General features: G+C 60.3%; 17 protein-coding genes. 5 read left to right on the top strand and 12 right to left on the bottom strand.

Annotated elements, in window-relative coordinates; genetic code table 11:
- Positions 1–53 precede the first annotated feature (53 nt).
- From AB4O11_RS11635 to prmA, 7 genes are all read right to left on the bottom strand, one after another.
- Positions 54–2831 (bottom strand): hybrid sensor histidine kinase/response regulator, encoded by a 2778-nt coding sequence (locus AB4O11_RS11635; protein WP_099757885.1) that lies wholly within the window; start codon positions 2829–2831, stop codon positions 54–56.
- A 99-nt stretch (positions 2832–2930) separates the two neighbouring features.
- Positions 2931–4226 carry a phosphoribosylamine--glycine ligase gene (gene purD, locus AB4O11_RS11640; protein ID WP_460130701.1) on the bottom strand — a complete coding sequence of 432 codons (1296 nt, stop codon included), beginning with the start codon at positions 4224–4226 and terminating at the stop codon, positions 2931–2933.
- A 149-nt stretch (positions 4227–4375) separates the two neighbouring features.
- Positions 4376–5983, bottom strand: a complete 1608-nt coding sequence (purH, locus tag AB4O11_RS11645; protein WP_007914589.1) for a bifunctional phosphoribosylaminoimidazolecarboxamide formyltransferase/IMP cyclohydrolase — start codon at positions 5981–5983, stop codon at positions 4376–4378.
- 83 nt (positions 5984–6066) lie between these two features.
- The gene (gene fis / locus AB4O11_RS11650; RefSeq protein ID WP_003221275.1) at positions 6067–6387 is read right to left on the bottom strand and encodes a DNA-binding transcriptional regulator Fis; all 321 of its coding nucleotides are present in this window, start codon (positions 6385–6387) and stop codon (positions 6067–6069) included.
- Positions 6384–7394, bottom strand: a complete 1011-nt coding sequence (gene dusB, locus AB4O11_RS11655) for a tRNA dihydrouridine synthase DusB (RefSeq protein WP_186620946.1) — start codon at positions 7392–7394, stop codon at positions 6384–6386. The genes fis and dusB overlap by 4 nt, the downstream gene beginning before the upstream one ends.
- 185 nt (positions 7395–7579) lie before the next feature.
- Positions 7580–8893 carry a DUF3426 domain-containing protein gene (locus tag AB4O11_RS11660; RefSeq protein ID WP_460130702.1) on the bottom strand — a complete coding sequence of 438 codons (1314 nt, stop codon included), beginning with the start codon at positions 8891–8893 and terminating at the stop codon, positions 7580–7582.
- Positions 8894–8923: 30 nt separating this feature from the next.
- Positions 8924–9802, bottom strand: a complete 879-nt coding sequence (gene prmA, locus AB4O11_RS11665) for a 50S ribosomal protein L11 methyltransferase (protein WP_093430245.1) — start codon at positions 9800–9802, stop codon at positions 8924–8926.
- A 192-nt stretch (positions 9803–9994) separates the two neighbouring features.
- On the opposite strand from prmA, the gene AB4O11_RS11670 reads away from it, so the two are divergent.
- A complete protein-coding gene (locus tag AB4O11_RS11670; protein ID WP_460130703.1) occupies positions 9995–13954 on the top strand; it encodes a ferritin family protein in 3960 nt (1319 codons plus the stop codon).
- A gap of 66 nt (positions 13955–14020) precedes the next feature.
- On the opposite strand, the gene accC is transcribed toward AB4O11_RS11670, so the two are convergent.
- From accC to gcbA, 5 genes are all read right to left on the bottom strand, one after another.
- Complete coding sequence (gene accC / locus AB4O11_RS11675) at positions 14021–15376, bottom strand: acetyl-CoA carboxylase biotin carboxylase subunit (RefSeq protein ID WP_093430247.1); 1356 nt, start codon at positions 15374–15376, stop codon at positions 14021–14023.
- Between the two features lie 17 nt (positions 15377–15393).
- The gene (gene accB / locus AB4O11_RS11680) at positions 15394–15858 is read right to left on the bottom strand and encodes an acetyl-CoA carboxylase biotin carboxyl carrier protein (RefSeq protein ID WP_093430248.1); all 465 of its coding nucleotides are present in this window, start codon (positions 15856–15858) and stop codon (positions 15394–15396) included.
- A gap of 48 nt (positions 15859–15906) precedes the next feature.
- Entirely contained in the window at positions 15907–16359 is a 453-nt protein-coding gene (gene aroQ, locus AB4O11_RS11685; protein ID WP_093430249.1) for a type II 3-dehydroquinate dehydratase, read from the bottom strand.
- A 240-nt stretch (positions 16360–16599) separates the two neighbouring features.
- Positions 16600–18546, bottom strand: a complete 1947-nt coding sequence (locus tag AB4O11_RS11690; RefSeq protein ID WP_460130704.1) for a methyl-accepting chemotaxis protein — start codon at positions 18544–18546, stop codon at positions 16600–16602.
- Positions 18547–18597: 51 nt separating this feature from the next.
- Complete coding sequence (gcbA, locus tag AB4O11_RS11695; protein WP_093430251.1) at positions 18598–20268, bottom strand: diguanylate cyclase GcbA; 1671 nt, start codon at positions 20266–20268, stop codon at positions 18598–18600.
- A gap of 425 nt (positions 20269–20693) precedes the next feature.
- Between gcbA and AB4O11_RS11700 the strand changes: the two genes are divergently transcribed.
- From AB4O11_RS11700 to speA, 4 genes are all read left to right on the top strand, one after another.
- Positions 20694–21761 carry a DUF2333 family protein gene (locus AB4O11_RS11700; protein WP_016984927.1) on the top strand — a complete coding sequence of 356 codons (1068 nt, stop codon included), beginning with the start codon at positions 20694–20696 and terminating at the stop codon, positions 21759–21761.
- Between the two features lie 3 nt (positions 21762–21764).
- Positions 21765–22322: an NUDIX hydrolase gene (locus tag AB4O11_RS11705; RefSeq protein WP_093430252.1), complete on the top strand. Its 558-nt coding sequence runs from the start codon at positions 21765–21767 to the stop codon at positions 22320–22322.
- 284 nt (positions 22323–22606) lie between these two features.
- A complete protein-coding gene (locus AB4O11_RS11710; protein ID WP_007914613.1) occupies positions 22607–22978 on the top strand; it encodes a translation initiation factor Sui1 in 372 nt (123 codons plus the stop codon).
- Positions 22979–23197: 219 nt separating this feature from the next.
- Positions 23198–25111 (top strand): arginine decarboxylase, encoded by a 1914-nt coding sequence (gene speA, locus AB4O11_RS11715; RefSeq protein WP_093430253.1) that lies wholly within the window; start codon positions 23198–23200, stop codon positions 25109–25111.
- The last annotated feature ends 48 nt before the right edge of the window (positions 25112–25159 follow it).

The following is a 25159-nucleotide window of genomic DNA, read 5'->3' on the forward strand; positions in this document are numbered from 1 at the left end:
ACTGGCGAGGGAATTCGTGGGGGAGTCTATCAGGCGCTACGGGGTCTGTCGGCTCAGGAGGTGGGCGTCGTGGCACGGTTCTGCTGATCACGCTCGGCTACCCAGTGCTCGATCAGCTCGCGCAATTGTGACAACTCGACCGGCTTGGACATGTGCCCATCCATCCCGGCCTGACGCGCGCGCTCCTTGTGTTCGGCGAGAATATGCGCCGTCAACGCCACGATCGGCGTGCGAATGCGTTGATTGCTGACTTCCCAGGCGCGCAATTGCTGGGTCGCCGAGAAGCCATCGAGGATCGGCATTTCGCAGTCCATCAGCACCAGATCGTAACGCTGGGCTTTCATCGCTTGCAGGGCTTCTTCGCCGTTGGCGGCGGTGTCCGGTTGCAGGTTGAGCTTGCCGAGCATGCCGCGAATCACTTTGGTCGAAATCGTGTTGTCTTCGGCGACGAGGATGCGGAAATCGCTCGGCACTTTCGCCGCCGTGGCCGGGGTGACCACTTGCGGCTGGAACACCACCTGACCTTTGTTGCGCTGGTTGAGCTCGTCGGCCAGGGTGGTCTTGAGGGTGTAGCCGGCCACCGGTTTGGCGAGGATGCGTTTGATCCCCGAGTTGCGCGCGATGATCTTGCTCGGTGCATTGCTGATGCCGGTGAGCATGATCAGCAGGATGTCGTGGTTCAGACTCGGGTCTTCCTTGATCTTGGCCGCGAGCTGCATGCCGGTCATGCCGGGCATGTTCTGATCGAGCAACACCACATCAAAGTAATCACGCAGGTGCGCCTTGGTCCGCAGGAGAGCCAACGCTTCCTTGCCTGAAGGTACGGCGCTGACATTCAGCCCCCACGCACTGCATTGCTGGACCAGCACTTTGCGGCAGGTGTCGTTGTCGTCGACCACCAGGACCCGCGCGCCCTGCAGCGGACTGTCGAGATCGGAGGTCGGGTGTTCGAGGCGGTCGGGGTCCAGCGGCAAAGTCAGCCATAACGTGCTGCCCTGATTGGCGCCGCTCTTGATGCCGAACTCGCCATGCATCAAGCGGATCAGTTGTCGCGCGATCACCAGCCCCAGGTTGCCACCCAGACGATTGGCCGAAAGGAAGTGCTTGCTGTGCAGTTCGGCGTGCATCAGTGCGTCGCGTTCTTCCTGCTCCATCGGTTCACCGCTGTCCTGCACGGCGATGCGCAGACGCGGTTTGTTGCTGCGCTCGTCGAGGGCGACGACGATCAGCACTTCACCTTCATCGGTTTTCTTCAGGGCGTTTTCCAGCAGGCTCAGCAGAGTCTGGCGCAGGCGGGTCGGGTCGCCGCTGATCACCCGCGGTACTTGCGGCTGGATAAAGCTGATCAGTTCGACGTTCTGCTGTTCGGCCTTGGCCCGGTAGATGCTCAGGCAGTCGTCGATCAAGGCATTGAGGTCGAACTGCACATCGTCCAGTTCGATCTGCCCGGACTCGAGCTTGGAGATGTCGAGAATCTCGTTGATCAACGTCAGCAATTCGTTGCCGGCGCTGTGGATGGTCTGCACGTAGTCGCGTTGCTTGACCGACAGAGGCGTGCCCAGCAGCAGTTCGGTCATGCCCAGCACGCCGTTCATCGGCGTGCGGATTTCGTGGCTGATCTTGGCAAGGAACTCGGCTTTGGCGTTGATCTCGGCATTGCTCGCGGCGAGGTCGCGGCTGACGCTGAAACGACTTTCGGTGATGCTGCGCTGACGCTCGCCGAGGGCAATGCTCATCAGCAGCCCGCTGATACAGATGAATGCCATCAGGGTCATGATCAGACCCTGCGGCGAGACCAGTGTCAGCCCCAGCAACGCGGGAAGAATGATCAAGGTGCCGATGTTGAACACCACCATTGCGGCGACGAACAGGCGCGCCGGGCGGTAACCCTTCTGCCAGTGATAGAAGGCGACAAACAACATGCTCAGGCCGGCCAGGGCCACCAGGGCATAGGTGATGATGTTCAGCGGCAGGGTGTTGACGAACAGCAGCAACAGACTGCAGGTGACGATAAACAGGATGTCGCCAATCAACAGTTTGTTCAGCGGGTGCGGGCCGAGCGGCGCGAAGAAGCGATAGGCGAACATCAACCCTGCTGGAGCGGTCAGCAGCAATGCCAGATAGGCGCCCGGGGTCTGCACCGCGTGCCAGTTCGGCAGCCAGGGACCGGCGAGGTTGAGCAGCAGCAACAGACTGAGGCCCAGCAGGCCCTCGCAGACCGCCAGCCACAGGCTGCTGCGCGAGCGGGAGTAGGCGTAGCGCACAAGGTTGTGCAACAGCAGCATGGCGAGACAGCCGAACAGCAAGCCGAAGATCAGCGTCTGATTGTGGTTGGCCGCGCTCATCACCGCCGATTGCAGGGTGACGTGCGGGCGCAACTGGTGATCGGAGACCAGGCGCAGATAAACATCGAGCGGTTTGTCGGTCTGGGGCAACGGCAGCATGAAGTCGCTGCTCGGCAACGGCCTTTCGGCCTGTGGCTGGTCGGTGCCGGTGTTGCGTTGCTCGATCAGCTTGTCACCGTCGAGTACGTAGAGATTGAGCTGTGACAGGTCGGGGGCAAAGATGCGCAGCACTTGTTCGTGCTTGCCCGGCGCCAGTTTGAAGCGCAACCACAGGGCGCCATCGGGCTCGGCCGCAGTGAGGCGGTCGAGGTCGATGGGGCTGAATTGATTGGTGTAGCGAGCGGAGCGGATATCGCTCAGTTGCAGATTGCCCTGATCGTCAAGCAATACCGACCAGCCACTGCCTTGCGCGGCCTGGGCCGGGAGCATGCAGAGCAAGGTCAGCAACGTGACGGTGAAGCTTATGGCAATCCTGAGCCAGCGCACGGCGAAATCCCTTCGTAGGTTGATGCCAGAATATAACGATGCGCCGCGGCGGAACAGTCCGGCGAGGAACGGTATCCCCCGCCGGACTTGATGAACAGCTTATTCCTGGGTTTCGCCACGTTCACGGGCAATGGCGCGGTAGCCAATGTCCTTGCGGTAGAAGCAACCTTCCCAGTCGATGGCCTCGGCCAGCTTGTAGGCTTGCTGCTGGGCTTCACCGACGCTAGCGCCCATTGCGGTGGCGCAGAGTACGCGACCACCGACAGTGACGACCTGACCATCCTTCAGCGCGGTACCGGCGTGGAAGACTTTGCCTTCCAGGCTGGCCGCTGCGTCCAGACCGTTGATCGCCGCACCCTTGGCGTAGTCGCCCGGGTAGCCGCCAGCGGCCAGCACGATGCCGACGCTCGGGCGTGGATCCCACTGTGCTTCAACCTTGTCCAGAGCTTGCGCCAGAGCGGCTTCAACCAACAGCACCAGGCTCGATTGCAGACGCAGCATCACCGGTTGGGTTTCCGGGTCGCCGAAGCGGCAGTTGAACTCGATAACCTTTGGATTACCAGCCTTGTCGATCATCAGGCCGGCGTAGAGGAAACCGGTGTAGACATTGCCTTCGTCAGCCATGCCACGCACGGTCGGCCAGATCACCAGATCCATCACGCGCTGGTGCACGTCGGCAGTGACCACCGGGGCAGGGGAGTAGGCACCCATGCCGCCAGTGTTCGGGCCGCTGTCGCCGTCGCCAACACGTTTGTGGTCCTGGCTGGTGGCCATCGGCAGGACGTTTTTGCCATCGACCATGACGATGAACGAGGCTTCTTCGCCGTCGAGGAATTCTTCAATTACCACGCGCGAACCTGCGTCACCGAAGGCATTGCCAGCAAGCATGTCGCGCACGGCGTCTTCGGCTTCGGCCAGGGTCATGGCGACGATCACGCCTTTACCGGCCGCCAGGCCATCGGCCTTGATCACGATCGGTGCGCCTTTTTCACGCAGATACGCCAGGGCCGGCTCGATTTCGGTGAAGTTCTGGTAGTCGGCGGTCGGGATCTTGTGGCGAGCCAGGAAGTCCTTGGTGAAGGCCTTCGAACCTTCCAGCTGCGCAGCGCCGGCGGTCGGACCGAAGCAGTCCAGGCCACGGGAGCGGAACAGATCAACAACGCCAGCGACCAGCGGCACTTCCGGGCCGACGATGGTCAGGGAAACGTTTTTCTCGGCAAAGTCGGCCAGTTGCTCAAGGGCCAGCACGTCGATGGCGACGTTCTCGCACTTGGCTTCAATGGCGGTGCCAGCGTTGCCCGGTGCGACGAAAACTTTCTGCACGCGCGGATCCTGAGCCACTTTCCAGGCCAGGGCGTGTTCACGGCCACCGCTGCCAATGATCAAAACATTCATTTCAAAAACCTCGGATGACGCTAATTCTGTGGGGGCTGATCGTTCCCACGCTCTGCGTGGGAATGCCTCTACGGACGCTCTGCGTCCAAGGGACGCGGAGCGTCCCGGGCTGCGTGCCCACGCAGAGCGTGGGTACGATCAAGCAATAATCAGTGACGGAAGTGGCGCATTCCTGTGAACACCATCGCGATGCCAGCCTCATCGGCAGCAGCAATCACTTCAGCATCACGCATCGAGCCGCCCGGCTGGATCACCGCAGTGATGCCGACCTTGGCCGCGTTGTCGAGGCCGTCGCGGAACGGGAAGAACGCGTCCGATGCCATCACCGAACCGGCAACTTGCAGGCCCGCGTGCTCAGCCTTGATCGCGGCGATACGCGCCGAGTTTACGCGGCTCATCTGGCCCGCGCCGACACCGATGGTCTGACGGTTCTTGGCGTAGACGATGGCATTGGACTTGACGTACTTGGCCACTTTCCAGGCGAAGATCAGGTCATGGATTTCCTGTTCGGTCGGCGCGCGTTTGGTCACGACTTTCAGGTCATCGGCGCTGATCATGCCAATGTCGCGGCTCTGTACCAGCAGACCGCCGTTGACGCGTTTGTAGTCCCACGCGGCTGCGCGGTCTGCCGACCACTCGCCGCAGGCCAGCAGGCGCACGTTGGCTTTGGCTGCAACGATGGCGCGAGCCTCTTCGCTGACGCTCGGGGCGATGATCACTTCAACGAACTGACGCTCGACGATCGCTTTGGCGGTCTCGGCATCCAGTTCACGGTTGAAGGCGATGATGCCGCCGAATGCCGATTCGGTGTCAGTCGCGTAAGCCAGTTCGTAAGCCTGACGGATGCCGCCTTCAGCGTCCGGGCTGACGGCCACGCCGCACGGGTTGGCGTGCTTGACGATCACGCAGGCTGGCTTGACGAAGCTCTTCACACACTCCAGCGCGGCGTCGGTGTCGGCCACGTTGTTGTACGACAGTTCTTTGCCTTGCAGTTGGGTCGCGGTAGCGATGCCGACTTCGGCAGGCTTGGCTTCCACGTAGAACGCCGCGCTCTGGTGCGGGTTCTCGCCGTAGCGCATTTCCTGGGCCTTGATGAACTGGCTGTTGAAGGTGCGCGGGAATTCGCTGCGGCCTTCAGTGCTCAGGGTTTCAGCCGCTTGATTCACGGTGCCCATGTAGTTGGCGATCATGCCGTCGTAGGCAGCCGTGTGTTCGAAGGCCTTGAGCATCAGGTCGAAACGCTGCGCGTAGGTCAGGCCACCGGCTTTCAGGCCTTCCAAGACGCTGGCGTAATCGCTGGCATTCACCACGATCGCTACGTCTTTATGGTTTTTCGCTGCCGAACGGACCATGGTCGGGCCGCCGATGTCGATGTTCTCGATGGCGGTCGGCAGGTCGCAGCCTGGCTTGTTGATGGTGGCTTCGAACGGATACAGGTTGACCGCCACCAGATCGATCGGCTTGATGCCGTGCTCGCTCATGATTGCGTCGTCGATACCGCGACGACCGAGGATGCCACCGTGGATTTTCGGGTGCAGGGTTTTCACCCGACCGTCCATCATTTCGGCGAAACCGGTGTAATCCGCGACTTCCACTGCGGCAACACCGTTGTCGCGCAGCAGCTTGAACGTTCCGCCGGTGGAGAGGATCTCGACGCCCAGAGCTTCAAGCTCCTTGGCGAATTCGAGGATCCCGGTCTTGTCGGAAACGCTGATCAAGGCGCGGCGGATCGGCAGGCGGGTAGTCTGGTCGGTCATCTCAATTTCCATCAAAAGCAAAGGAAGTCAGCAAAAAAGGCGACCGTTTTTTACGCGGGCGCCTTTCTGGTTTGATTGAATGCTTACAGCAGATCGTACTGCTTGAGTTTCTTGCGCAGCGTGCCGCGGTTAAGTCCGAGCAGCTCACTGGCCTTGGTCTGGTTGCCCTTGACGTAGTTCATCACGCTTTCGAGCAGGGGAGCCTCGACTTCGGAGAGCACCAGGTTGTACACATCCGTGACGGACGCGCCCTCAAGGTGGGCGAAATAATTGTGCAGCGCCTTCTCGACACTCCCGCGAAGGGTCTGGCCTTCTTCGCTCGGGGTATTGAGGTGCTGTTTCAAATTCACGTTGTCGCTCACGGGTGCTGTTCCACTCACTAAAGTCTCGGTCATCATCGTCATGCGGCCACCCCTTCTTCGTCCCCTGTCAGGCTCTTGTAACGCTCGGCGAAAAACTCCCGAACGTTGGCGCATTGTGTTTCCGTACCATCCAAACGATTGAAGTGGGCGCGAAACTCCCTGGCGCCCGGCAAGGTTGCGAGATACCAGCCCACATGCTTGCGCGCAATGCGCACGCCCATCACATCCCCATAGAAAGTGTGAAGGGCGGCCAGATGCTCCAGCAGAATGTGTTCCACTTCGATCAGCTCCGGTGCCGGCAATTTCTCGCCGGTACGCAGGAAGTGTTCGATCTCGCGAAAAATCCATGGCCGCCCTTGGGCGGCGCGGCCTACCAACAGGCCATCGGCACCGGTCGCGTCGAGCACGTAACGGGCCTTTTCCGGCGAATCGATATCGCCATTGGCAAACACCGGCATCGACACCGCCTGCTTGATCGCGGCAATCGTGTCGTACTCGGCTTCACCGGTGTACAGATCGGCGCGAGTGCGGCCATGCACTGCCAGCGCGGTGATCCCGGCCTGCTCGGCGATCTTCGCCACGGTCAGGCCGTTCTTGTTGTCGCGATCCCATCCGGTGCGGATCTTCAAGGTGACCGGCACATCAACCGCAGCCACAACGGCCTGCAGGATCTCGGTCACCAGTGCTTCGTCCTTCAACAACGCGGAACCGGCGGCCTTGTTGCAGACCTTCTTTGCCGGGCAACCCATGTTGATATCAATAATCTGCGCGCCCAATTCGACGTTGGCCCGGGCCGCATCCGCCAGCATCTGCGCGTCACCACCGGCAATCTGCACCGAGCGGGGCTCGGGATCGCCTTCGTGGATCATGCGCATGCGCGACTTGCGGGTGTTCCACAGGCTCATGTCACTGGTGACCATTTCCGAGACTACAAGCCCTGCGCCCAAACGCTTGCACAGCTGACGAAAGGGCTGGTCGGTGACGCCCGCCATCGGGGCGAGAATCAAGCCGTTCTGCAATGTGTATGGGCCGATGCGTACCGCCGACATAGGACTTCCCTGAGGTGGGGCCGGATCATGAGAGTTCGAAAAAGGGTTGGCATGATACCCGCTCTCGATGACTGGATAAAGGCTGAATTGAACAAAATCTGAACAGTTATTCCGTTATCGCCACAGGTTTGGTTGTGGGTGGCAAAGTCAGAAAACCGCCGTCAATTGCAAACCGCCGCAGGGATTCACTCGGGCGAGTGGAAACTCAGGCTGTAATTCACTGCTTTCGGGCCTGGGTCGAGGATATCCAGCGCAATGTGGATCGGCGTTTGCGGCGGCATTTCCGCCAGACCTTCGAGGTCCCCTCTGAGGTACTCGCCGGGTTTGAAGCGACGACTGGCGATCAAGTGGCCATTGAGGTCGGCGAAACGCAGTTCCAGTAATGGAAAGGGCTGAGAAAACGTCGCGCGGTTATAAATGATCGCGTCGACCACCAATGCGCCGTTGAACTCTGGATGACTGCGCACCACCAGGTTGCTGCTCTTGATCCGGGCGATGTCGACCTTGGACGGCACCGTGCAGCCGATCTGCGGGCAGATTTGCTGGAACCACGGACGGTATTGATCCTGGCGGGCCAGTTCGTCGAAATGATAGGCGATGTATTGGGCAGCAAGTCCGCCCGCCGCCAGCAGCACCAACAACAACCAGAGCAAGCGGCGTCCCCACGGCGAGCGGCGTTTCTGCCAGTCCAGTTGCAGCGGGTCGTCAGTCAGGTCTTGCAGAACTTCAGCACGTACACCGGGTTCGGCGCGCTCGCGCTTTTTGCGCAGCGGCTCGATCGATGGCAACTCGTCGCCGTCATCGATATCGTCGCTGGCAGAAAATCGTTCACGACGGGCATTCGGATCGATCGGGTCGTGAAGGCGCAGTTGCGGGATCGCCGGCTCGTCGTCGAGATCTACCGGTTCCAAAGTCAGCGAAGGCTCGGTGCGCGCGGCTTTGGCCGGTTCGATCTCCGAGACTTCCGCCTCGTCGTCGGGCTCGATCGTGTGCTCATCGGCATGTTCGCTGAACAGGCTGTCGCGCCAGACGGTTTCGTCCGGCTCAGGCATGTCGCGCCGGGCGCTCAGGGAATCTTCGCGGGGACGACCGAATTCGGTGGTCGGCTGGATTTCCCGTTGCTCGAGGCGGGCAAGTTCCTGGTCCAGATCGAGGCTGTCGAGATCCAGCTCCGAGGCGCTCCACTGCTTTTGGCTGATGGCGCGCGGTGCCGGCGGCTCGACGATGGCTACGGGTTCGACGATGGCTACGGGTTCGACGGCTGGCGTCGACTCGACAATCGGCGGTGGCTCCGCAATCGGCAGTGGCTCGGCAAGCGACGGCGCGAGCGGCGTCACCGCGTCCTTGCCAGCGTGTTGTTCCAGCAGCTGTTTGGCGGCATTGAACACTTGCAGGCAGGAGCCGCAGCGAACCACCCCGCGGGCCACGCTCAATTGAGCATGGCTGACACGGAAACTGGTTTGGCAATGCGGGCACTGGGTGACGAAACTGTCAGTCATGCGGCGATCCGGATTATGCAGGCGGACATATTAGCGCCGACGGCCGGTGATGCGCACCCAGCCATCGCGATTGGCGATCGGGTCGAGATCGAAGTCCTGTGCATAAGCGGCAGCGACTTCATCACCTTGTTCAGCGAGGATGCCCGACAGGGCCAGACGACCGCCGGATTTGACCAGGCCAGACAGTTGCGGCGCCAGCGAAACCAGCGGACCGGCAAGAATGTTGGCAACCAGCACGTCAGCTTGAACCTGCGGCAAGTCTTGCGGCAGGTACAGCGGGAACAGTTCGTCGGCAATATTGTTGCGACCGGCGTTGTCGCGCGAGGCTTCCAGCGCCTGCACGTCGATGTCGGTACCAACGGCTTCTTTCGCACCGAGCAACAGGGCGGCGATCGCCAGAATTCCCGAACCGCAACCGAAGTCGAGCACGTCGCAGTCTTTCAGGTCCTGGCCGTCGAGCCATTCCAGGCACAAAGCGGTGGTCGGGTGAGTGCCGGTGCCGAACGCCAGGCCCGGATCCAGCAGCAGGTTGACCGCATCAGGTTCCGGCGCGGCGTGCCAGCTCGGCACGATCCACAGGCGCTGGCCGAAACGCATCGGCTGGAAACCGTCCATCCAGCTGCGTTCCCAGTCCTGATCTTCGATGACTTCGCTGTGGTGTTCGGGCAGCGGGCTGCCGGTCAGCAGTTCCAGATGGGCCAGTACCGGGGCTGGTTCGGTGCCGCCTTCGAACAGCGCCAGCAAGTGGGTGTGCGACCACAATGGGGTGGTGTTGAGTTCCGGTTCGAAGATCGGCTGGTCTTCGGCGTCCATGAAGGTCACCGACACGGCGCCGACTTCGAGGAATGCGTCCTCGTAGGTTTCGGCTTGTTCGGGGGTGATGGCGAGACGGACTTGCAGCCAAGGCATGGCGGGCACCTTTGAAAATCTGTGGGGCAGCCCGAAGCTGCAAAAGCGCGCAGTTTACGCCAGGTCGCCGGCAAAGTGGACACGCCTCTTGGCTGTTACACATTCGCCGGCGCGATATACATATGTATCCCCGGAGCGCGGTTGCCGGCAAATAGAGTGAAAGCTCATTTCTACGCAAGCGGGCTGGACGATATGGCGAGTGAACAAGGGATTGTAGAAGAAAAACCACCGGAAGCCGCTGCGCCCACAGGGACGGCCCAGGAGATTCTGCTGCGGATCACGCGTTGGCAGGTACTCATCGACAAGCGCCTGAGCAGTCAGCTGACCTTGTTGGAGGCCATGGAAGCTTTCGCGTTGACCGAGCTGCGCAATCATTACCCGCACGGCAATATCGATCCGGGTTTTGTGCTGGCTTTGCTCGATTCGATTCTGCAGAAAATCATCGACGGCAAGCCGATGATGTACCTGGCGATTCAGGACGCTCCGTACCGCTGGCCGGGTGCTGCTGACCGGGGATTTCCGCTCGGCCATCGTCAAGCGGTCATCCAGACTGTGGAGAGCGTTTCTGAGCATTTCCTTGATCAATACAAAAACTACCTGCGAACACATTGGGAAACCAAAGGGCAGGAGCCTGCGTTCGATCAGTTGGTTTTGCGCAAATTGCAGCGTTATATCGATGACATCGACGCGCTGTTCCAGACTGACCGGCTCGTGCGACTGACGCCGGATCGATTGCGCAGGCAAATCGAAAAGGTTCAGGAGCGAGGCGCTCGCCGCTATCGGTTGACCGCACTGGCAACGGGTGCGGAAAAGAAGAGGCTCGAAGCGCTGTCATACGCGCAATTGCCGCATTGGCTGCGGGTGCTGAACGAACCGGAGCGTGCCAGGCTGCGCCGTTATCAAGAACAGACGTCGCAGGCCCAGGCAGCGCTCGATGATCTGCTGGAAGGCTACGGCTCGTTGCGCGCCTATGCCCGGCAACAGGCGATTGACTATATCCAGCTCAAACTCGACATGGAGGTGGAACCGGACCGGATCGATGTCCGCCTGAGGTGGCTTTCAGCGGTCGGCGAGCCGACGCAGAACCGCAGTTTGAGCCAGTTGCTCGCGGCGGGGCCGATCGGTACGGATTTCGCTGCCGTTCTGGAAGTCACCAGTGGTTCTTCGCGACGCAATCAGCCGCTGGAGCCGGCATTCATCGCCGACATGCTGGCCGGCCAGGATTATCCGGTCGGGTACCTGCGAGCCCTCGCCGGGCAGTATGAGCGCGAGGACGTACAAAAGGCCTTGATCGACTGGTTTGTCGCGCGACTCAAGCAAAGCGCGTTCGTTGCGCGTTGTGCGGGGCATCTGGCGGTGGACGATCATGATCGTCTCGAATCGATGTGGGCAGGGGAAGCCATGGGCGAATCTTTGCGCGTCGCCGCACTGGCTTTACCCAACGGCATGCAGTGTGCCGACTTTCTGGTGTTTTACCGGCAAGAGCCTGCACCAGCGGTGAGCGATCTGCTGCTGTACGCGCCAAACAAGCCAGACGGCCAGGAGTGGGTGCGCCTGCCTTCGCTGGCGGCATTGACCGGAGAAGTCTGGGGCTGGACGCAGAGCGAGTCCGGTCGCGAATATCTTTTGCAGCAGCTTTCTCCCACTGCCCATCGGCGAGCGCGGGAGTATCTTGTCGCCGTGGCTGCCGACCCTGGCCGTTGGGGTATGAGCAGTGATATTCGGCGTGCGCCCCTGCCGTTCGCTCAGTGCGTCGAAGCGGCTGTAAAAATGGGCCTGGCCAAAAACCTGCAGCAGGTCGAAGAGGACAACTTACTGCGCTGGAACTCAACGCTGACCCTGGATGCGCGTCGACGCCTCAGTAGTCTGAATCAGGAGCTGGTTGTTCATCAGCAGGTCTTCAATGAATTGCTGGGCGGTTTCGAAGTCTTTGTCGATTTTGCCAGACGCACGGTGGCCGCAGAGATCGCACCTTATATGCGCAGCAAACAGGTGCTGGAACCGGTTGATCCGGCCACCGTGTTGATCGATTACAACGCCGGCATCGCCGATCGCAGGAAACAGTCGGTAGCCAGCCTGCTCGATCTGGCGATCTACGGCTATGACGACAACGCTGGTATCGACAATCCGAAAAAGGGCGTGCGCTCATCCGTTGGCCAGGATCTGAGCGAGGTGCGCAGCGCCGATCTGGCGTTGTATCTGCGCGGGGCCTGGCTGGGTGAGAAGTACGCCAGCGAAATCCGAGGCAAATATCTCGACGCTCGCCATGCGGACTACGAGCCGCGCCGGTTTGCCTGGCGCAATGTGCTGCTGTCGACAATGGATCGTGACTTGCGGGTTGCGCGAAGTCAGGCACGGCTAAGCGACACGGTGTATACAGCGCTCGTCCGCCAGGTCTCGCTGTTGAGTCAATTGCCAACGTCAGGGGGCCATTTGCCGGGCGCCAACAGGGTCACGACTGACGGCGTATTCAGATTTACTGTGCGTGGTCATGTCGTACTCGGGGTTTATGTTTTTACTGCTTTCGATCCCGAGCCGTCTTGGTGGTTGTATACCCCGGATGCTCCTGACGGCCTTGCGGTGCGCCCGTACCATTCACTGTTTGGCGACATCGCCGGCGAGCTGCATGACTACTTGATGGCGCGCACGGCGGTTGCTGCACGCAAAACCGTTTCGCTCTCCTTGCATGCGATAGCGGTAAAAAATCAGCGCGTCGATACGCTGTACGAAGCGCAGCGAGTGAGCGACGCGCGGGTTGAGTTCAACGCTTACATCGAGCGCACGGTTACGGATGTGCACGACATCACGACCAGCCGCGCGGAAATGATCGAAAGACAGGTGGTCAAGGGACTGATGTTCGCCGCCGCGCCGTTCTGCATGGTGTTTCCGCCCTTCGCCTTGCTGCTGGACGTGGTGTTCATTGCCGTCAGTGCCGGTGATGCCGTCGCGGCGCATCTGGAGGGCGATGTCGATGGCGCGCTCGGCCATTGGCTTGAGGCGTCGTGGGGCGCGCTGTTTGCCATGGTTGGCGCCGGCAGTACGGTCAAGTTACTCGGGCGCACGGTCAGAAATCTGAAGCACACGACGCGGCCGGTCTCATTGCTCACCGAACGCTTGAGCACGGTGGCTCCGATTCGCAAGGAAGCGCTGCCGGCGGTTCGCAAGGTGCGTTTTCACGCCAGACAGGCCGTCAGCAACAAGCCGGATAATTTGCAGCAGGTCACTGAAGAAGGTGTCTTTTTTGGCACATGGCGCAGTCCGCCCAGTGCTGCGCAGCCCCAACCGACCTATTACATCCGCAACAGAGGCAAGTACTTCCAGGTCAGGGAAAACCCGCATTTCGGGGGACTCAGCCTGATCGATGCCCGGCGCCCCGAAGCCATTTATCAGCGCCCCGTACGTCTGACCGCGAGTGGCAAATGGACGCATGACCGGGTCGGGCTGCGCGGCGGCAATGATCAGGTACGTAATCTTGGTCGAGTGAACAATCTGCGCAATGCGTTTCCCGGCCGGGTCGAGCCAGTGCTGAACCGTGGTGCGTTGCAGGGCGAGGCTGTGGTGGCGAAGTTTGTCGCCGGGTCTATGGACAATTATCTGTTTTCGCTGAATGCGCAGACCTGCGTGATTGCCTCGATGTACAACCCGGCGACAAAGGTCGGCGCAGTCATTCATTTCGATCACAACATTCGCTCGCTGATCAACCACACCGTCAAGGATGCGATGACGCGTCTGGGAGGCTCGCCCAAAGATGTTCGGGTCACGCTGGTGGGCGGTGACTGGCTGACCGGCACCGACATCGGTGGACCGGTCAGGAGTGTATTGCGTCAACAGGGGCTGAGGCCGACATGGGATTACTGGTCGTATTCTTCCTGTCTGGGTAATACCTATGCTGTTTCGTTGAATCTGAACAACGGTGTTTCGACGGTGTTCAAGACTTCCGCCAGCCAGTTTGAACGCTTGTATTCACCGGTTTTGCAGCGGGCCAGATATGCCAGCGATCCGGTGTCGAAACGCGCACAGGTATTCATGGAGCGGTTTCGTCGAAAGCCATTGCACCAAGATGCCTCTGGCGCTGTAGTCGACCAGAACGGGCGCCGGGCAACCCCTGAAATGATTCAGGGGCAAGCTTTTACCTTGGTGTCGATGAACTGATGCGCTGGTTGCAGGCATAAAAAAACCCGATCCACAGGGATCGGGTTTTTCCACGCCAGGTCAGTCTTACGACTGCTTGGCCAGCTTGTGCTCGAGGTAGTGAATGTTCACGCCACCTTTGCAGAAGCCTTCGTCACGAACCAGGTCACGGTGCAGCGGGATGTTGGTCTTGATCCCGTCAACCACGATTTCGTCCAGGGCATTGCGCATGCGGGCCATGGCTTCGTCGCGGGTCGCGCCGTAAGTGATCAGCTTGCCGATCAGCGAGTCGTAGTTCGGTGGAACCGCATAACCGCTGTACAGGTGCGAATCGACGCGAACGCCGTTGCCGCCTGGTGCGTGGAAATGCTTGACCGTGCCCGGGCTCGGCATGAAGGTTTTCGGGTCTTCAGCGTTGATCCGGCATTCCAGCGAGTGGCCACGAATAACCACGTCATCCTGAGTGAACGACAGCTTGTTGCCAGCGGCGATGCTGAGCATCTCCTTGACGATGTCGATACCGGTAACCATTTCCGAAACCGGGTGCTCCACCTGAACACGGGTGTTCATTTCGATGAAGTAGAAGCGACCGTTTTCGTAGAGGAACTCGAAGGTGCCGGCGCCACGGTAACCGATGTCGATGCACGCCTTGACGCAACGAGCCAACACTTCTTCGCGAGCCTTCTCGTCGATGCCCGGTGCCGGCGCTTCTTCGAGAACCTTCTGGTGGCGGCGTTGCAGCGAGCAATCGCGGTCGCCCAGATGGATGGCGTGGCCCTGGCCGTCGGACAGGACCTGCACTTCGACGTGACGCGGATTGGTCAGGAATTTTTCCAGATAGACCATCGGGTTGCCGAACGCCGCGCCTGCTTCGGAGCGGGTCAGTTTCGCCGAGGCGATCAGGTCTTCTTCCTTGTGCACCACGCGCATGCCGCGACCACCACCGCCACCAGCGGCTTTGATGATCACCGGGTAGCCGACTTCACGACCGATGCGCAATGCCGTTTCTTCGTCTTCCGGCAGCGGGCCATCGGAACCTGGAACGGTTGGCACGCCTGCTTCGATCATCGCGTGCTTGGCCGAGACCTTGTCACCCATCAGGCGAATGGTGTCGGCTTTCGGGCCGATGAACGCGAAGCCGGAGTTCTCGACCTGCTCGGCAAAATCGGCGTTTTCCGCGAGGAAACCGTAGCCTGGGTGAATGGCGGTAGCGCCAGTCACTTCAGCGGCAGCGATGATGGCCGGGATGTGCAGGTAGGACTGAGCTGCAGAAGCCGGGCCGATGCAGACGGATTCGTCTGCCAGACCCAGGTGCATCAGCTCTTTGTCGGCCTTGGAGTAAACGGCGACGGTCTTGATGCCCATCTCTTTGCAGGCACGCAGAATCCGCAGGGCGATCTCACCGCGGTTAGCGATCAGAACTTTTTCCAACTTCGCAGTCATCAAAGGCTCTCCGCAGTTCAAACGATGGTGAACAGCGGTTGGTCGTACTCAACCGGCTGGCCGTCTTCGACGAGGATGGACTCGATCACACCGCTGGTTTCAGCTTCGATGTGGTTCATCATCTTCATGGCTTCGACGATGCACAGAGTGTCGCCTTTCTTCACGGTCTGGCCGACTTCAACGAAGGACGGCGAGGTTGGCGAAGATTTGCGATAGAAGGTGCCGACCATCGGCGAACGGGCAACAGTGCCGTTCAGCGCTGGTGCAGCAGCGGCAGCCGGGGCTGCGGCAGCAACCGGAGCAGCGGCGGCGGCAGGTGCGGCAGCCGGAGCGTGCATCGGAGCCGGCGCGTAGTACTGCTGAGCCGGGGTCTTGCTGTGACGGCTGATGCGTACGGACTCTTCGCCTTCCTTGATCTCGAGCTCGTCGATGCCGGACTCTTCCAGCAATTCGATCAGTTTCTTAACTTTACGGATATCCATGAATCATCAACTCCCAAGGGTCGGTCAGGGGCGTTTAACGCTTGTAGTTCAAGCCGTTGCCTGTGTTTCAAGCTGTTCTAGCGCAGCCTCCAGGGCCAGTCGGTAACCGCTGGCGCCAAGGCCGCAGATCACTCCCACCGCTACGTCGGAGAAGTAAGAGTGATGGCGGAAAGGTTCGCGTTTGTGCACGTTGGACAAATGCACTTCGATGAATGGGATGCTCACTCCCAGCAACGCGTCACGTAATGCGACACTTGTGTGCGTAAAAGCTGCTGGATTGATCAGAATGAAATCGACCCCTTCGCCACGCGCGGCGTGGATGCGGTCGATCAATTCGTACTCGGCATTGCTTTGCAGATACAGCAGATGATGGCCGGCTTCACGGGCGCGGCGCTCCAGATCCTGATTGATCTGCGCCAGGGTCGTTGAACCGTAAGTGCCGGGTTCGCGGGTGCCGAGCAGGTTCAGGTTGGGGCCGTGCAGCACCAGGAGGGTCGCCATCTGCGTAGTCCTTGTTATGAATGAGCAATCGTCAGAACCCGGCGACTATGCCGCAAAGACTTTGTGACTGTCCAGTTCTATGCAATAGCCAGCACGATGGCCGATGTTTGCGCGAAATATGTGACCAAGTGGTTTGATCCGGTCATTTGTGGTGTCTGGACTGACGCCTTCGCGAGCAAGCTCGCTCCCACAGGGTATGCATTCCAATGTGGGAGTGAGCTTGCTCGCGAAGGCAATTTGTCAGACGCGAAATGCCTGAACGGCTGTGTGCAATTGGCCGCCCAATATCAGCAGATTCTCACCCTGCTCACGCCCGCGGCCGATACGCACCAGATTATCCCCACCCAACTGATGAATCCGCTCACTGTGATCGCGAATCTCGCTGACCGCGCCGCTCTGCTGCGCCGTGACGTCGGCAATGCGGATCGCCGTGTCGGAAATGGTTTGGATCGCGCCGACGATTTTATCCAGCGCGCCATCTGCCGCTTGCGCCTGATTGGCCGTGGCTTCGGCGTGCTCGACCTGCGTGCGCATGCCTTCGACCGATTGACGAGCAGCGGTTTGCAGGCCGGCGATCAGGGTTTGAATCTCGGCAGTTGCGCCGGCTGTACGTTGTGCCAGCGAGCGCACTTCTTCAGCCACCACGGCAAATCCTCGACCCATTTCCCCGGCACGCGCCGCTTCGATCGCCGCGTTAAGCGCCAGCAGGTTGGTTTGATCGGCAATCGAGCGAATCACCGTCAATACGCCACCAATGGTCGCTGACTCCTCGGCCAGATGCTCGATCATTTGCGCGTTGCCCTGAACCTCACCGACCAGCGCGTGCAGGCCGGTCAGGCTTTGGCCAATCACGGTCTGGCCATGCTCGACCGCCAATCCGGCATGACGGCTGGCATCCGCCGCCTGCTGCGCATCGCCAGCGACCTGCTGAATCGTCGCCTCCAACTCGCCGAGTGAATCGCGGATCAGCGCGGTGTCACCGGCCTGATGTTCGGCGCCGTTGTGCAAGTCGTTGCTTAGTTCGGCGAGTGTGCGACTGCTGCCTGCGACTTGTTCGGCATTGCCGCGAATTGTCCCGACCAAATCCACCAGGTAGGCACGCAAGCGATTGAGCGAGGCCTCGATGTCGTGCAGTTCACGGTTGGTTTTGCCCAAATGAATGCCGCGGCTGAAATCGCCTTCGGCCCAGTTCGACAGCGCCGGAGCGAGATTGGTCAGCGTGCGGGCCAGCCGCCGCTGCAAGGTGTCGATGAGCAACGCAATCAGCAGAATCAAGCCGATCATCACGCCTTGCATCAGCCGCACTTCGCCTTGAATTTGCCCGTGCTGCGCGCGCACGACCGGCTCAAGTCCGGCGATGGCCTGCTGCACGGCGGCGATTTTCTGGTGGGTGGCGGTGCTGAGGTCGGTGCGTTTCTGGATCTGGTCCCGTGTGCGTGCAAGCTCCGCCGGATAGCGTCCGAGCAAGCTGTTGAGCTCACGTTTGAGCCCGACACCGGCGTCTTCGGCAACGGCTTTTTCGCTGCTCTCGATGCCCATCAGCGCGGCGAAATCGTCGCTGCCCGATTCATTGTTGGCGACGACGCCGAGCAAGGGCAGGGCATCAATCACTTGAGCTTGCGAGCGGATATTGGTGACTTCGCGCTCAACATCGGCGGCCAGTTCACTGCGCCCGCTGCTGACCAGTTTGTCCCGCGCCAGTGACAGCTTGCCCAAGTGCTGCGAAGCGACGAGCAACGGCGTCAGATAAGCCGCATTGCCGTTGGCGTAAGTGCTGAGCTGATCGAAGCTGGCGCTCAGTTCGCGCTCTGCCTGCAACAGCAAGGCCTGCGGGTCGCCCGCCAGTTTGCCGGCAGCGAGCAGGTCGGTCTTGCTGAATTCATCAAGGCCCGACAGGCTCGGGCGCAGGGTGTCGGCCAGCGCTGGCGGCAATTCGCCGAGTTCTTTCTGCAAATTGTCGATGGCCTGACTGGCACTGCTCAGGCGCAAGGCGTCGCCGCTGGCGAGGTAATCCTCGACGTTGCGTGCCACCTCGTTCTGAAATTGCTGCGACAGCCCCAGATAACGCTCCATCAACAGATACGGGCGCTCAAGGGCTTTTTGCGACCACCACAGCGTCGCGCCGAGTGCGAGACACACGGCGACCAACAGCAGGGTATTGAGATTGGTGAGCAACTTCAGGCGCATGACGGCTACCAACGGCAGAAATGGTAAGCGCCTGAATTTATTGCGGTTCTGTTACAGGGTTATGACCGAATCAGTGGAATCCGATGAAAAAGTGGCACTTTGCTTTGAGTCGCGCGCGGTCTGCACGCGATTGCGTCCGGCGCCCTTGGCGCGGTACAGCGCCTCATCGGCCTGACTGGCCATCATCAGGCTGTCGCAGTCATCGTGCATTTCCACCACGCCGGCGCTGAAGGTGCACCACAAATCCTGCGGCTGCGCCGGGTAGTGGATTTCAGCGAAGCGCTGGCGGATCTCGTCGAGCACTTTGTGCGCGGCCTCTATATCGGTGTCGGGCATGACGATGGCGAATTCTTCGCCGCCGTATCGGCCAATGAAATCGGTTTTGCGCAAACGCTGCTTGAGAAACAGCGCGAGGCTCTTGATCACCCGGTCGCCCATCGGGTGGCCGTGGCTGTCGTTGACCCGTTTGAAATGGTCGATGTCGAGCATGGCAAAGCTCAATGGCTTGTTCTCGCGGCGCGCGCGGAACGAGCAGTCTTCGAGCAATTGCAGAATGTGCGTGTGGTTATACAGACCGGTGAGGCTGTCGCGGACCATCCGTGCTTTGAGATTGCGCGCGCGGGCGGCGCGGTTGCGCACGGTGGTGATCAGGTGGCGCGGCTTGATCGGTTTGGTCAGGAAGTCATCGCCGCCCTCGCTCATGGCGTCGAGCTGCTTGTCCAGATCGTCCTCGGCCGACAGGTAAATGATCGGCACGCTGACATAGCGATCGTTGTGGCGAATCACTTTGGCCAGTTCGGTGCCAGTGCAGGCTGGCATGTACATGTCGAGGATGATCAGGTCGGGCTGGAAATCGGCCAGTTCCGCCATCGCCTGAATCGGTTCGATCAAGGTCCGCGTGACGATGCCGGCGCTGTTGAGCAGGCGCTCGGTGTGCAAGGCCTGTGCACGCGAGTCGTCGATGATCAGCACTTTATAAGGTTCGTACTGGGCGACGCAGGTGAGGACTTCTATCTTTTCCAGCAGGCTCGACGCTTCGAGGGTGCCGGTGAGGAACTCCTGGCCGCCGGCGCGCACGGCGGCGAGACGGGTTGGCGTGTCGGTTTCGTGCAGGCTGAAGAACAGCAGCGGCAGCGGTTCTTCCAAACCGACCTGGGCCTCCGCGGCGAGTTTCAGGCCGATGCCGGCGCCGCTGAAATCGACGTCCATGACGATCGCCGCGGGCAGGCGCTCGACCATCGAGGAGCGAAACGCCGACACACTGTCCAGCGCCTGCGCGCTCAGACCGAAGAATTCCAGTTGTTTGGCCAGGCGTTCGGCGCGGTCGTGATCTTGCAGCATCACATAGATCGGTTTGCGCAGCGGTGGCAGGAAAGTCTGGTCGAGTTGATCGCCATGGCGCAGGCCGGTGCGTGACAAGCGCTGCATCAAGCGATTGAGGTCGGTGATCAAGCCACTGCTCAGGCGACCGCGATTGGCGTCCACCGCTTCCAGCGATTGGCTGATATGGCGCGCAAGCTGCGTGTGTTCGGGCTGTTCGAAGCGCTCGGCAAAACGCAGCAGGCGCAGGTTGGCCTCGCTCAGTTCGGCGAGATCGACATTGGACCACTCAGTGCGTTGCAGGCGCTGCCATATCTCAAGAATCTGACGTGCCTGATGAATTACCCGCTGGGCAAAGTGGTGCTTGAGACGCTCACGGCTGGGGTCTTCTGGCTCGGTCATATCCTGACTACTAGTTAGGCTGCATGCTGAGATCGACTGGTGGCTCTATGCTAGCACCTCTTTTCCCTTACACGAGTGTCGTACGTCAATAATCTGCAGTGCGTCACCATTCAGTTTCTGACCGGGCGGTTTTGTTTTTGACCTGAGTGTCTGACAAGTCCCCGTAGGCCGGGCACTCACTGACTAAGCTGGGTGATCAGGATGACGGCGCAGTCGTGCTTTTATCCGTGCAGTGAATGACCTTTGCGATGGTTTTCAATCCGATGGGCTGAAGCATGGGCATCGGGGATTCCCTTAGTCATCGTCGAAGCGTCATTCGCCCATACGAATTGCGGCTTATCTTTACGCGCGGGTGCCCGGCCCCGGCACGTTGTTGTATGGTTGTGGTCGAACCGTTGAACCCAAGTGATTGAAAGGATATCGCCATGCTGGACTGGAAAAACCGCGCGGGCAGCGCGCCTGAACGTGCCGCCGAACCCAAGTCGGCCACCCGCAGCTATGTTGGCGGATTACTGTTCAGCCGTGCATTGGCCACGCTGATCGGCATCTACCTGCTGGTGACCATTGGCCTTGGCTGGTACTGGAGCCAGGAGCCGGCGCTGTTTCCGGTCGCACAAAACGCGCAAGTGGCGGCCGAGAAAGAAGGCAAGCAGATGGTGATCGGCTACACCACCGTCGAAACCCTGAAGACCGTTGCCGGCACCTTGCTCAACAAGCCGGGCGGCTACATTTCCAACGACCGCTTCCCGCCGGGCCTGTGGATGGACAACACACCAAGCTGGGAATACGGCGTGCTGGTGCAGGTGCGTGACCTGACCCGTGCCCTGCGTAAAGACTTTGCCCGTTCGCAGTCGCAGTCGGCGGAGGATGCCGATCTGGCCAAGGCCGAGCCGCGTTTCAACTTCGACAACAAAAGCTGGATCCTGCCGTCGAGTGAGTCGGAATATCAGGAGGGCATCAACTCGCTGAGTCGTTATCAGGCGCGCCTGTCCGATCCAACCCAGAAAAACGCGCTGTTCTATGCTCGCGCCGACAACCTGAACAACTGGCTGGGCGATGTCGGCACCCGTCTCGGTTCGCTGTCGCAACGCCTGTCGGCCAGCGTAGGCCGAGTCAAACTCAATACCGCGCTGAAAACCGAAGTGCCGGCGATCGGCGAAGTGCCGCAGGTTGACGAAGAAGTCGTCGAGACCCCGTGGATGCAGATCGACAACGTGTTCTACGAAGCCCGCGGTCAGGCCTGGGCGCTGTCGCACCTGCTGCGCGCCATTGAAGTCGATTTCGCCGATGTGCTGGCGAAGAAGAACGCCACCGTCAGCGTGCGCCAGATCATCCGTGAACTGGAAGCCTCGCAGGAGCCGGTCTGGAGTCCTATGATTCTTAACGGCAGCGGCTTCGGCGTGCTGGCCAACCACTCGCTGGTCATGGCCAACTATATTTCCCGGGCCAACGCGGCGGTGATCGATTTGCGTCAACTGCTCAATCAGGGCTGATTCATGAGCCAGAACGCCAAAGAGGCGGCCCATCGCGCCGCCTCGGATGCCGAACAGATCGCCTGGGTCGACGAGCAGGACAACCTGCTCGGCGCGCTCGTGCGCGCCGATTTGCGCGAGCGCGGGTTGATTGGCCGTGGCACCTACATCATGTTGTTCAATTCTGCCGGTGAGCTGTGCGTGCACCGGCGCACCTTGAGCAAGGCGATTTATCCCGGCTACTGGGACGTCGCGGCGGGCGGCATGGTCCAGGCAGACGAGACCTACGCCGAGTCGGCGGCCCGTGAACTGGAAGAAGAATTGGGCGTCAGCGGCGTCGAGCTGACGGCTCATGACCATTTCTATTTTGAGGACACCGGCAATCGCCTGTGGTGTTCGGCGTTTTCTGCCGTGTGGGACGGCCCATTGAAACTGCAACCGGAAGAGGTGCTGGAAGCGCGCTTTATTCCGGTCGAACAGGTGCTGCAGGAAATCCAGCAGAAGCCTTATTGCCCGGACTCTCTGGCCGCATTGAAGCGCTATCTGAAGGCGCAGCAAAGCGACGTCGCAAAGAACACATAAATTGGCGCCGATTGGCACTTAGCAATCGGGATTTTTGCCGTTACACTGCGCGACCTTTTCAAGCTGCACCGCGAGTGCTTTTTGTAGAAGCTGCCGCAGGCTGCGATCTTTTGATTTTTTGTTTTGGCGTCGAAATCAAAAGATCGCAGCCTCGTTTCACTCGACAGCTCCTGCATTTGGCGCTTTATCGGTGCAGTAGCGCTGCCCCTGCCTGAGTGGGGCTTCGCGGTCGATGACCTTGCCCAAGGTCGCGATCAGTCTTTGTCCTCCCGAGAGGATTGCCGGTGGCCAAAAAAGCCGCATCCTTCGCCGCCCTGGGCGGCCTGGTATTTTCCACCGACGCAGGTCGTCATTGCCCGGAATGCAGTAAGCCGGTGGACGCCTGTATCTGCAAACAAACCGTGATCCCGGCTGGCGACGGCATTGCCCGCGTGCGACGCGAGAGCAAGGGCCGTGGCGGCAAAACGGTGACTACCATCACCGGCGTGCCACTGGCCGAAGACGCGCTCAAGGAGCTGGCGACAACGTTGAAGAAACGTTGCGGCACCGGCGGCGCGTTGAAAGACGGAATCATCGAAATCCAGGGCGATCATGTCGAGCTACTCTTGGCTGAGCTGATCAAGCACGGTTTCAAAGCGAAGAAGTCCGGCGGCTAGCAGCCTCTGTGAAAACCACCTGCGGCTTGATCCGGCGCTGAAACACTTCAGATCCGGCGTCGTCTCCATGGTTTTCACAGAGCCTGTTCATGACCGGTTTCTAAACTCCACGCAGTCAGTGCGGTCTACCGCCGCGCTGACAAACCGTCATTTTCATTCTTTAGAATGCGCCGGCCTGAGATCAGGCGACGCACTATGACTTCTTTATAGGGGACTTCGATGTCCGTACGACGCACACGCAAAGACGATGGCAGCCAATGGACAGTTGCGGACAGCCGCAGTGTTTACGGGATTCGCCATTGGGGGGCCGGGTATTTCGCGATCAATGACGCCGGTCGCGTCGAAGTTCGTCCGAACGGTCCGAGCAGCTCGCCTATCGACCTGTTCGAACAAGTCGACCAACTGCGCAAAAGCGGTTTGTCCTTGCCGTTGCTGGTTCGCTTCCCCGACATTCTGCAAGACCGTGTTCGCCAACTGACCGGTGCCTTCGATTCGAACATCGAGCGCCTGGAGTACCAGAGCAAATACACCGCGCTGTACCCGATCAAGGTCAACCAGCAAGAAGCGGTGATCGAGAACATCATCGCCACCCAGGACGTCTCCATCGGTCTGGAAGCCGGCTCCAAGCCTGAGCTGCTGGCCGTGCTGGCGCTGGCGCCGAAGGGCGGCACCATCGTCTGCAACGGTTACAAGGACCGCGAGTTCATCCGTCTGGCGCTGATGGGCCAGAAGCTTGGCCACAACGTCTTCATCGTCATCGAGAAAGAATCCGAAGTCGGTCTGGTGATCGAAGAAGCCGCCTCGCTCAAGGTCAAGCCACAGGTCGGCCTGCGCGTGCGTCTGTCGTCGCTGGCGTCGTCGAAGTGGGCGGACACCGGTGGCGAGAAATCCAAATTCGGTCTGTCGGCAGCACAACTGCTGTCGGTGGTCGAGCGTTTCCGCGCGGCAGGCCTGGATCAGGGCATTCGCCTGCTGCACTTCCACATGGGCTCGCAGATCGCCAACCTCGCTGATTACCAGCACGGCTTCAAGGAAGCGATCCGTTACTACGGCGAGCTGCGCAATCTCGGTCTGCCGGTCGATCACATCGACGTCGGCGGCGGTCTGGGCGTCGACTACGACGGCACGCACTCGCGCAACGCCAGCTCGATCAACTACGACATGGACGATTACGCCGGTGTCGTGGTTGGCATGCTCAAGGAATTCTGCGACGCGCAGAGCCTGCCGCATCCGCACATTTTCTCCGAAAGCGGCCGCTCGCTGACCGCGCACCACGCCATGCTGGTGGTGCAGGTAACCGACGTCGAGAAGCATAACGACGAAATCCCGCTGATCGAAAACAAGGAAAACCTGCCGGAAACCGTGCAGTGGCTGGTTGACCTGCTCGGCCCGACCGACATCGAAATGGTCACAGAAACCTACTGGCGCGCCACCCACTACATGAGCGATGTAGCCGCGCAGTACGCCGACGGCAAACTGACCCTGGCGGAAAAAGCCCTGGCCGAGCAGTGCTACTTCGCCGTGTGCCGTCGCCTGCACAACTCGCTGAAAGCACGTCAGCGTTCGCACCGCCAAGTGCTCGACGAACTCAACGACAAGCTGGCCGACAAGTACATCTGCAACTTCTCGGTATTCCAGAGCCTGCCGGACACCTGGGCAATCGATCAGGTCCTGCCGATCATTCCGCTGCACCGTCTCGATGAAGAGCCGCTGCGTCGCGCGGTGCTGCAAGACCTGACCTGCGACTCCGACGGCAAGATCAACCAGTACGTCGACGAGCAGAGCATCGAGACCAGCCTGCCGGTACACGGTTTGAATGAAGGCGAAGACTACCTGCTGGGCGTGTTCCTGGTTGGCGCCTATCAGGAAATCCTCGGCGACATGCACAACCTGTTCGGTGACACCGACTCGGTGAACATCTACCAGAACGCCGATGGCAGCGTGTACCACGCCGGTATCGAGACCCACGACACCATCGAAGACATGCTGCGTTACGTGCACTTGTCGCCGGAAGAACTGATGACTCACTACCGCGACAAGTGCGCCAGTGCCCGCATCAGTGCCAGCGAGCGCACGCAATTTCTCGATGCCTTGCGTCTGGGCCTGACCCGCTCCTCCTACCTGTCTTCCTGAGGCCAGGTGGCGATCTTGCCGGGTTGTCTGAATTTTTCCTGAGCGTGG

It is taken from the genome of Pseudomonas sp. H1_D05 (assembly GCF_054682705.1).

What these genes read in the sequence shown, in the direction of transcription:
- purD (WP_460130701.1), bottom strand. Translation starts at nt 4,226, where the DNA reads ATGAATGTTTTGATCATTGGCAGCGGTGGCCGTGAACACGCCCTGGCC.
- purH (WP_007914589.1), bottom strand. Translation starts at nt 5,983, where the DNA reads ATGACCGACCAGACTACCCGCCTGCCGATCCGCCGCGCCTTGATCAGC.
- fis (WP_003221275.1), bottom strand. Translation starts at nt 6,387, where the DNA reads ATGACGATGATGACCGAGACTTTAGTGAGTGGAACAGCACCCGTGAGC.
- dusB (WP_186620946.1), bottom strand. Translation starts at nt 7,394, where the DNA reads ATGTCGGCGGTACGCATCGGCCCATACACATTGCAGAACGGCTTGATT.
- AB4O11_RS11660 (WP_460130702.1), bottom strand. Translation starts at nt 8,893, where the DNA reads ATGACTGACAGTTTCGTCACCCAGTGCCCGCATTGCCAAACCAGTTTC.
- prmA (WP_093430245.1), bottom strand. Translation starts at nt 9,802, where the DNA reads ATGCCTTGGCTGCAAGTCCGTCTCGCCATCACCCCCGAACAAGCCGAA.
- AB4O11_RS11670 (WP_460130703.1), top strand. Translation starts at nt 9,995, where the DNA reads ATGGCGAGTGAACAAGGGATTGTAGAAGAAAAACCACCGGAAGCCGCT.
- accC (WP_093430247.1), bottom strand. Translation starts at nt 15,376, where the DNA reads ATGACTGCGAAGTTGGAAAAAGTTCTGATCGCTAACCGCGGTGAGATC.
- accB (WP_093430248.1), bottom strand. Translation starts at nt 15,858, where the DNA reads ATGGATATCCGTAAAGTTAAGAAACTGATCGAATTGCTGGAAGAGTCC.
- aroQ (WP_093430249.1), bottom strand. Translation starts at nt 16,359, where the DNA reads ATGGCGACCCTCCTGGTGCTGCACGGCCCCAACCTGAACCTGCTCGGC.
- AB4O11_RS11690 (WP_460130704.1), bottom strand. Translation starts at nt 18,546, where the DNA reads ATGCGCCTGAAGTTGCTCACCAATCTCAATACCCTGCTGTTGGTCGCC.
- gcbA (WP_093430251.1), bottom strand. Translation starts at nt 20,268, where the DNA reads ATGACCGAGCCAGAAGACCCCAGCCGTGAGCGTCTCAAGCACCACTTT.
- AB4O11_RS11700 (WP_016984927.1), top strand. Translation starts at nt 20,694, where the DNA reads ATGCTGGACTGGAAAAACCGCGCGGGCAGCGCGCCTGAACGTGCCGCC.
- AB4O11_RS11705 (WP_093430252.1), top strand. Translation starts at nt 21,765, where the DNA reads ATGAGCCAGAACGCCAAAGAGGCGGCCCATCGCGCCGCCTCGGATGCC.
- speA (WP_093430253.1), top strand. Translation starts at nt 23,198, where the DNA reads ATGTCCGTACGACGCACACGCAAAGACGATGGCAGCCAATGGACAGTT.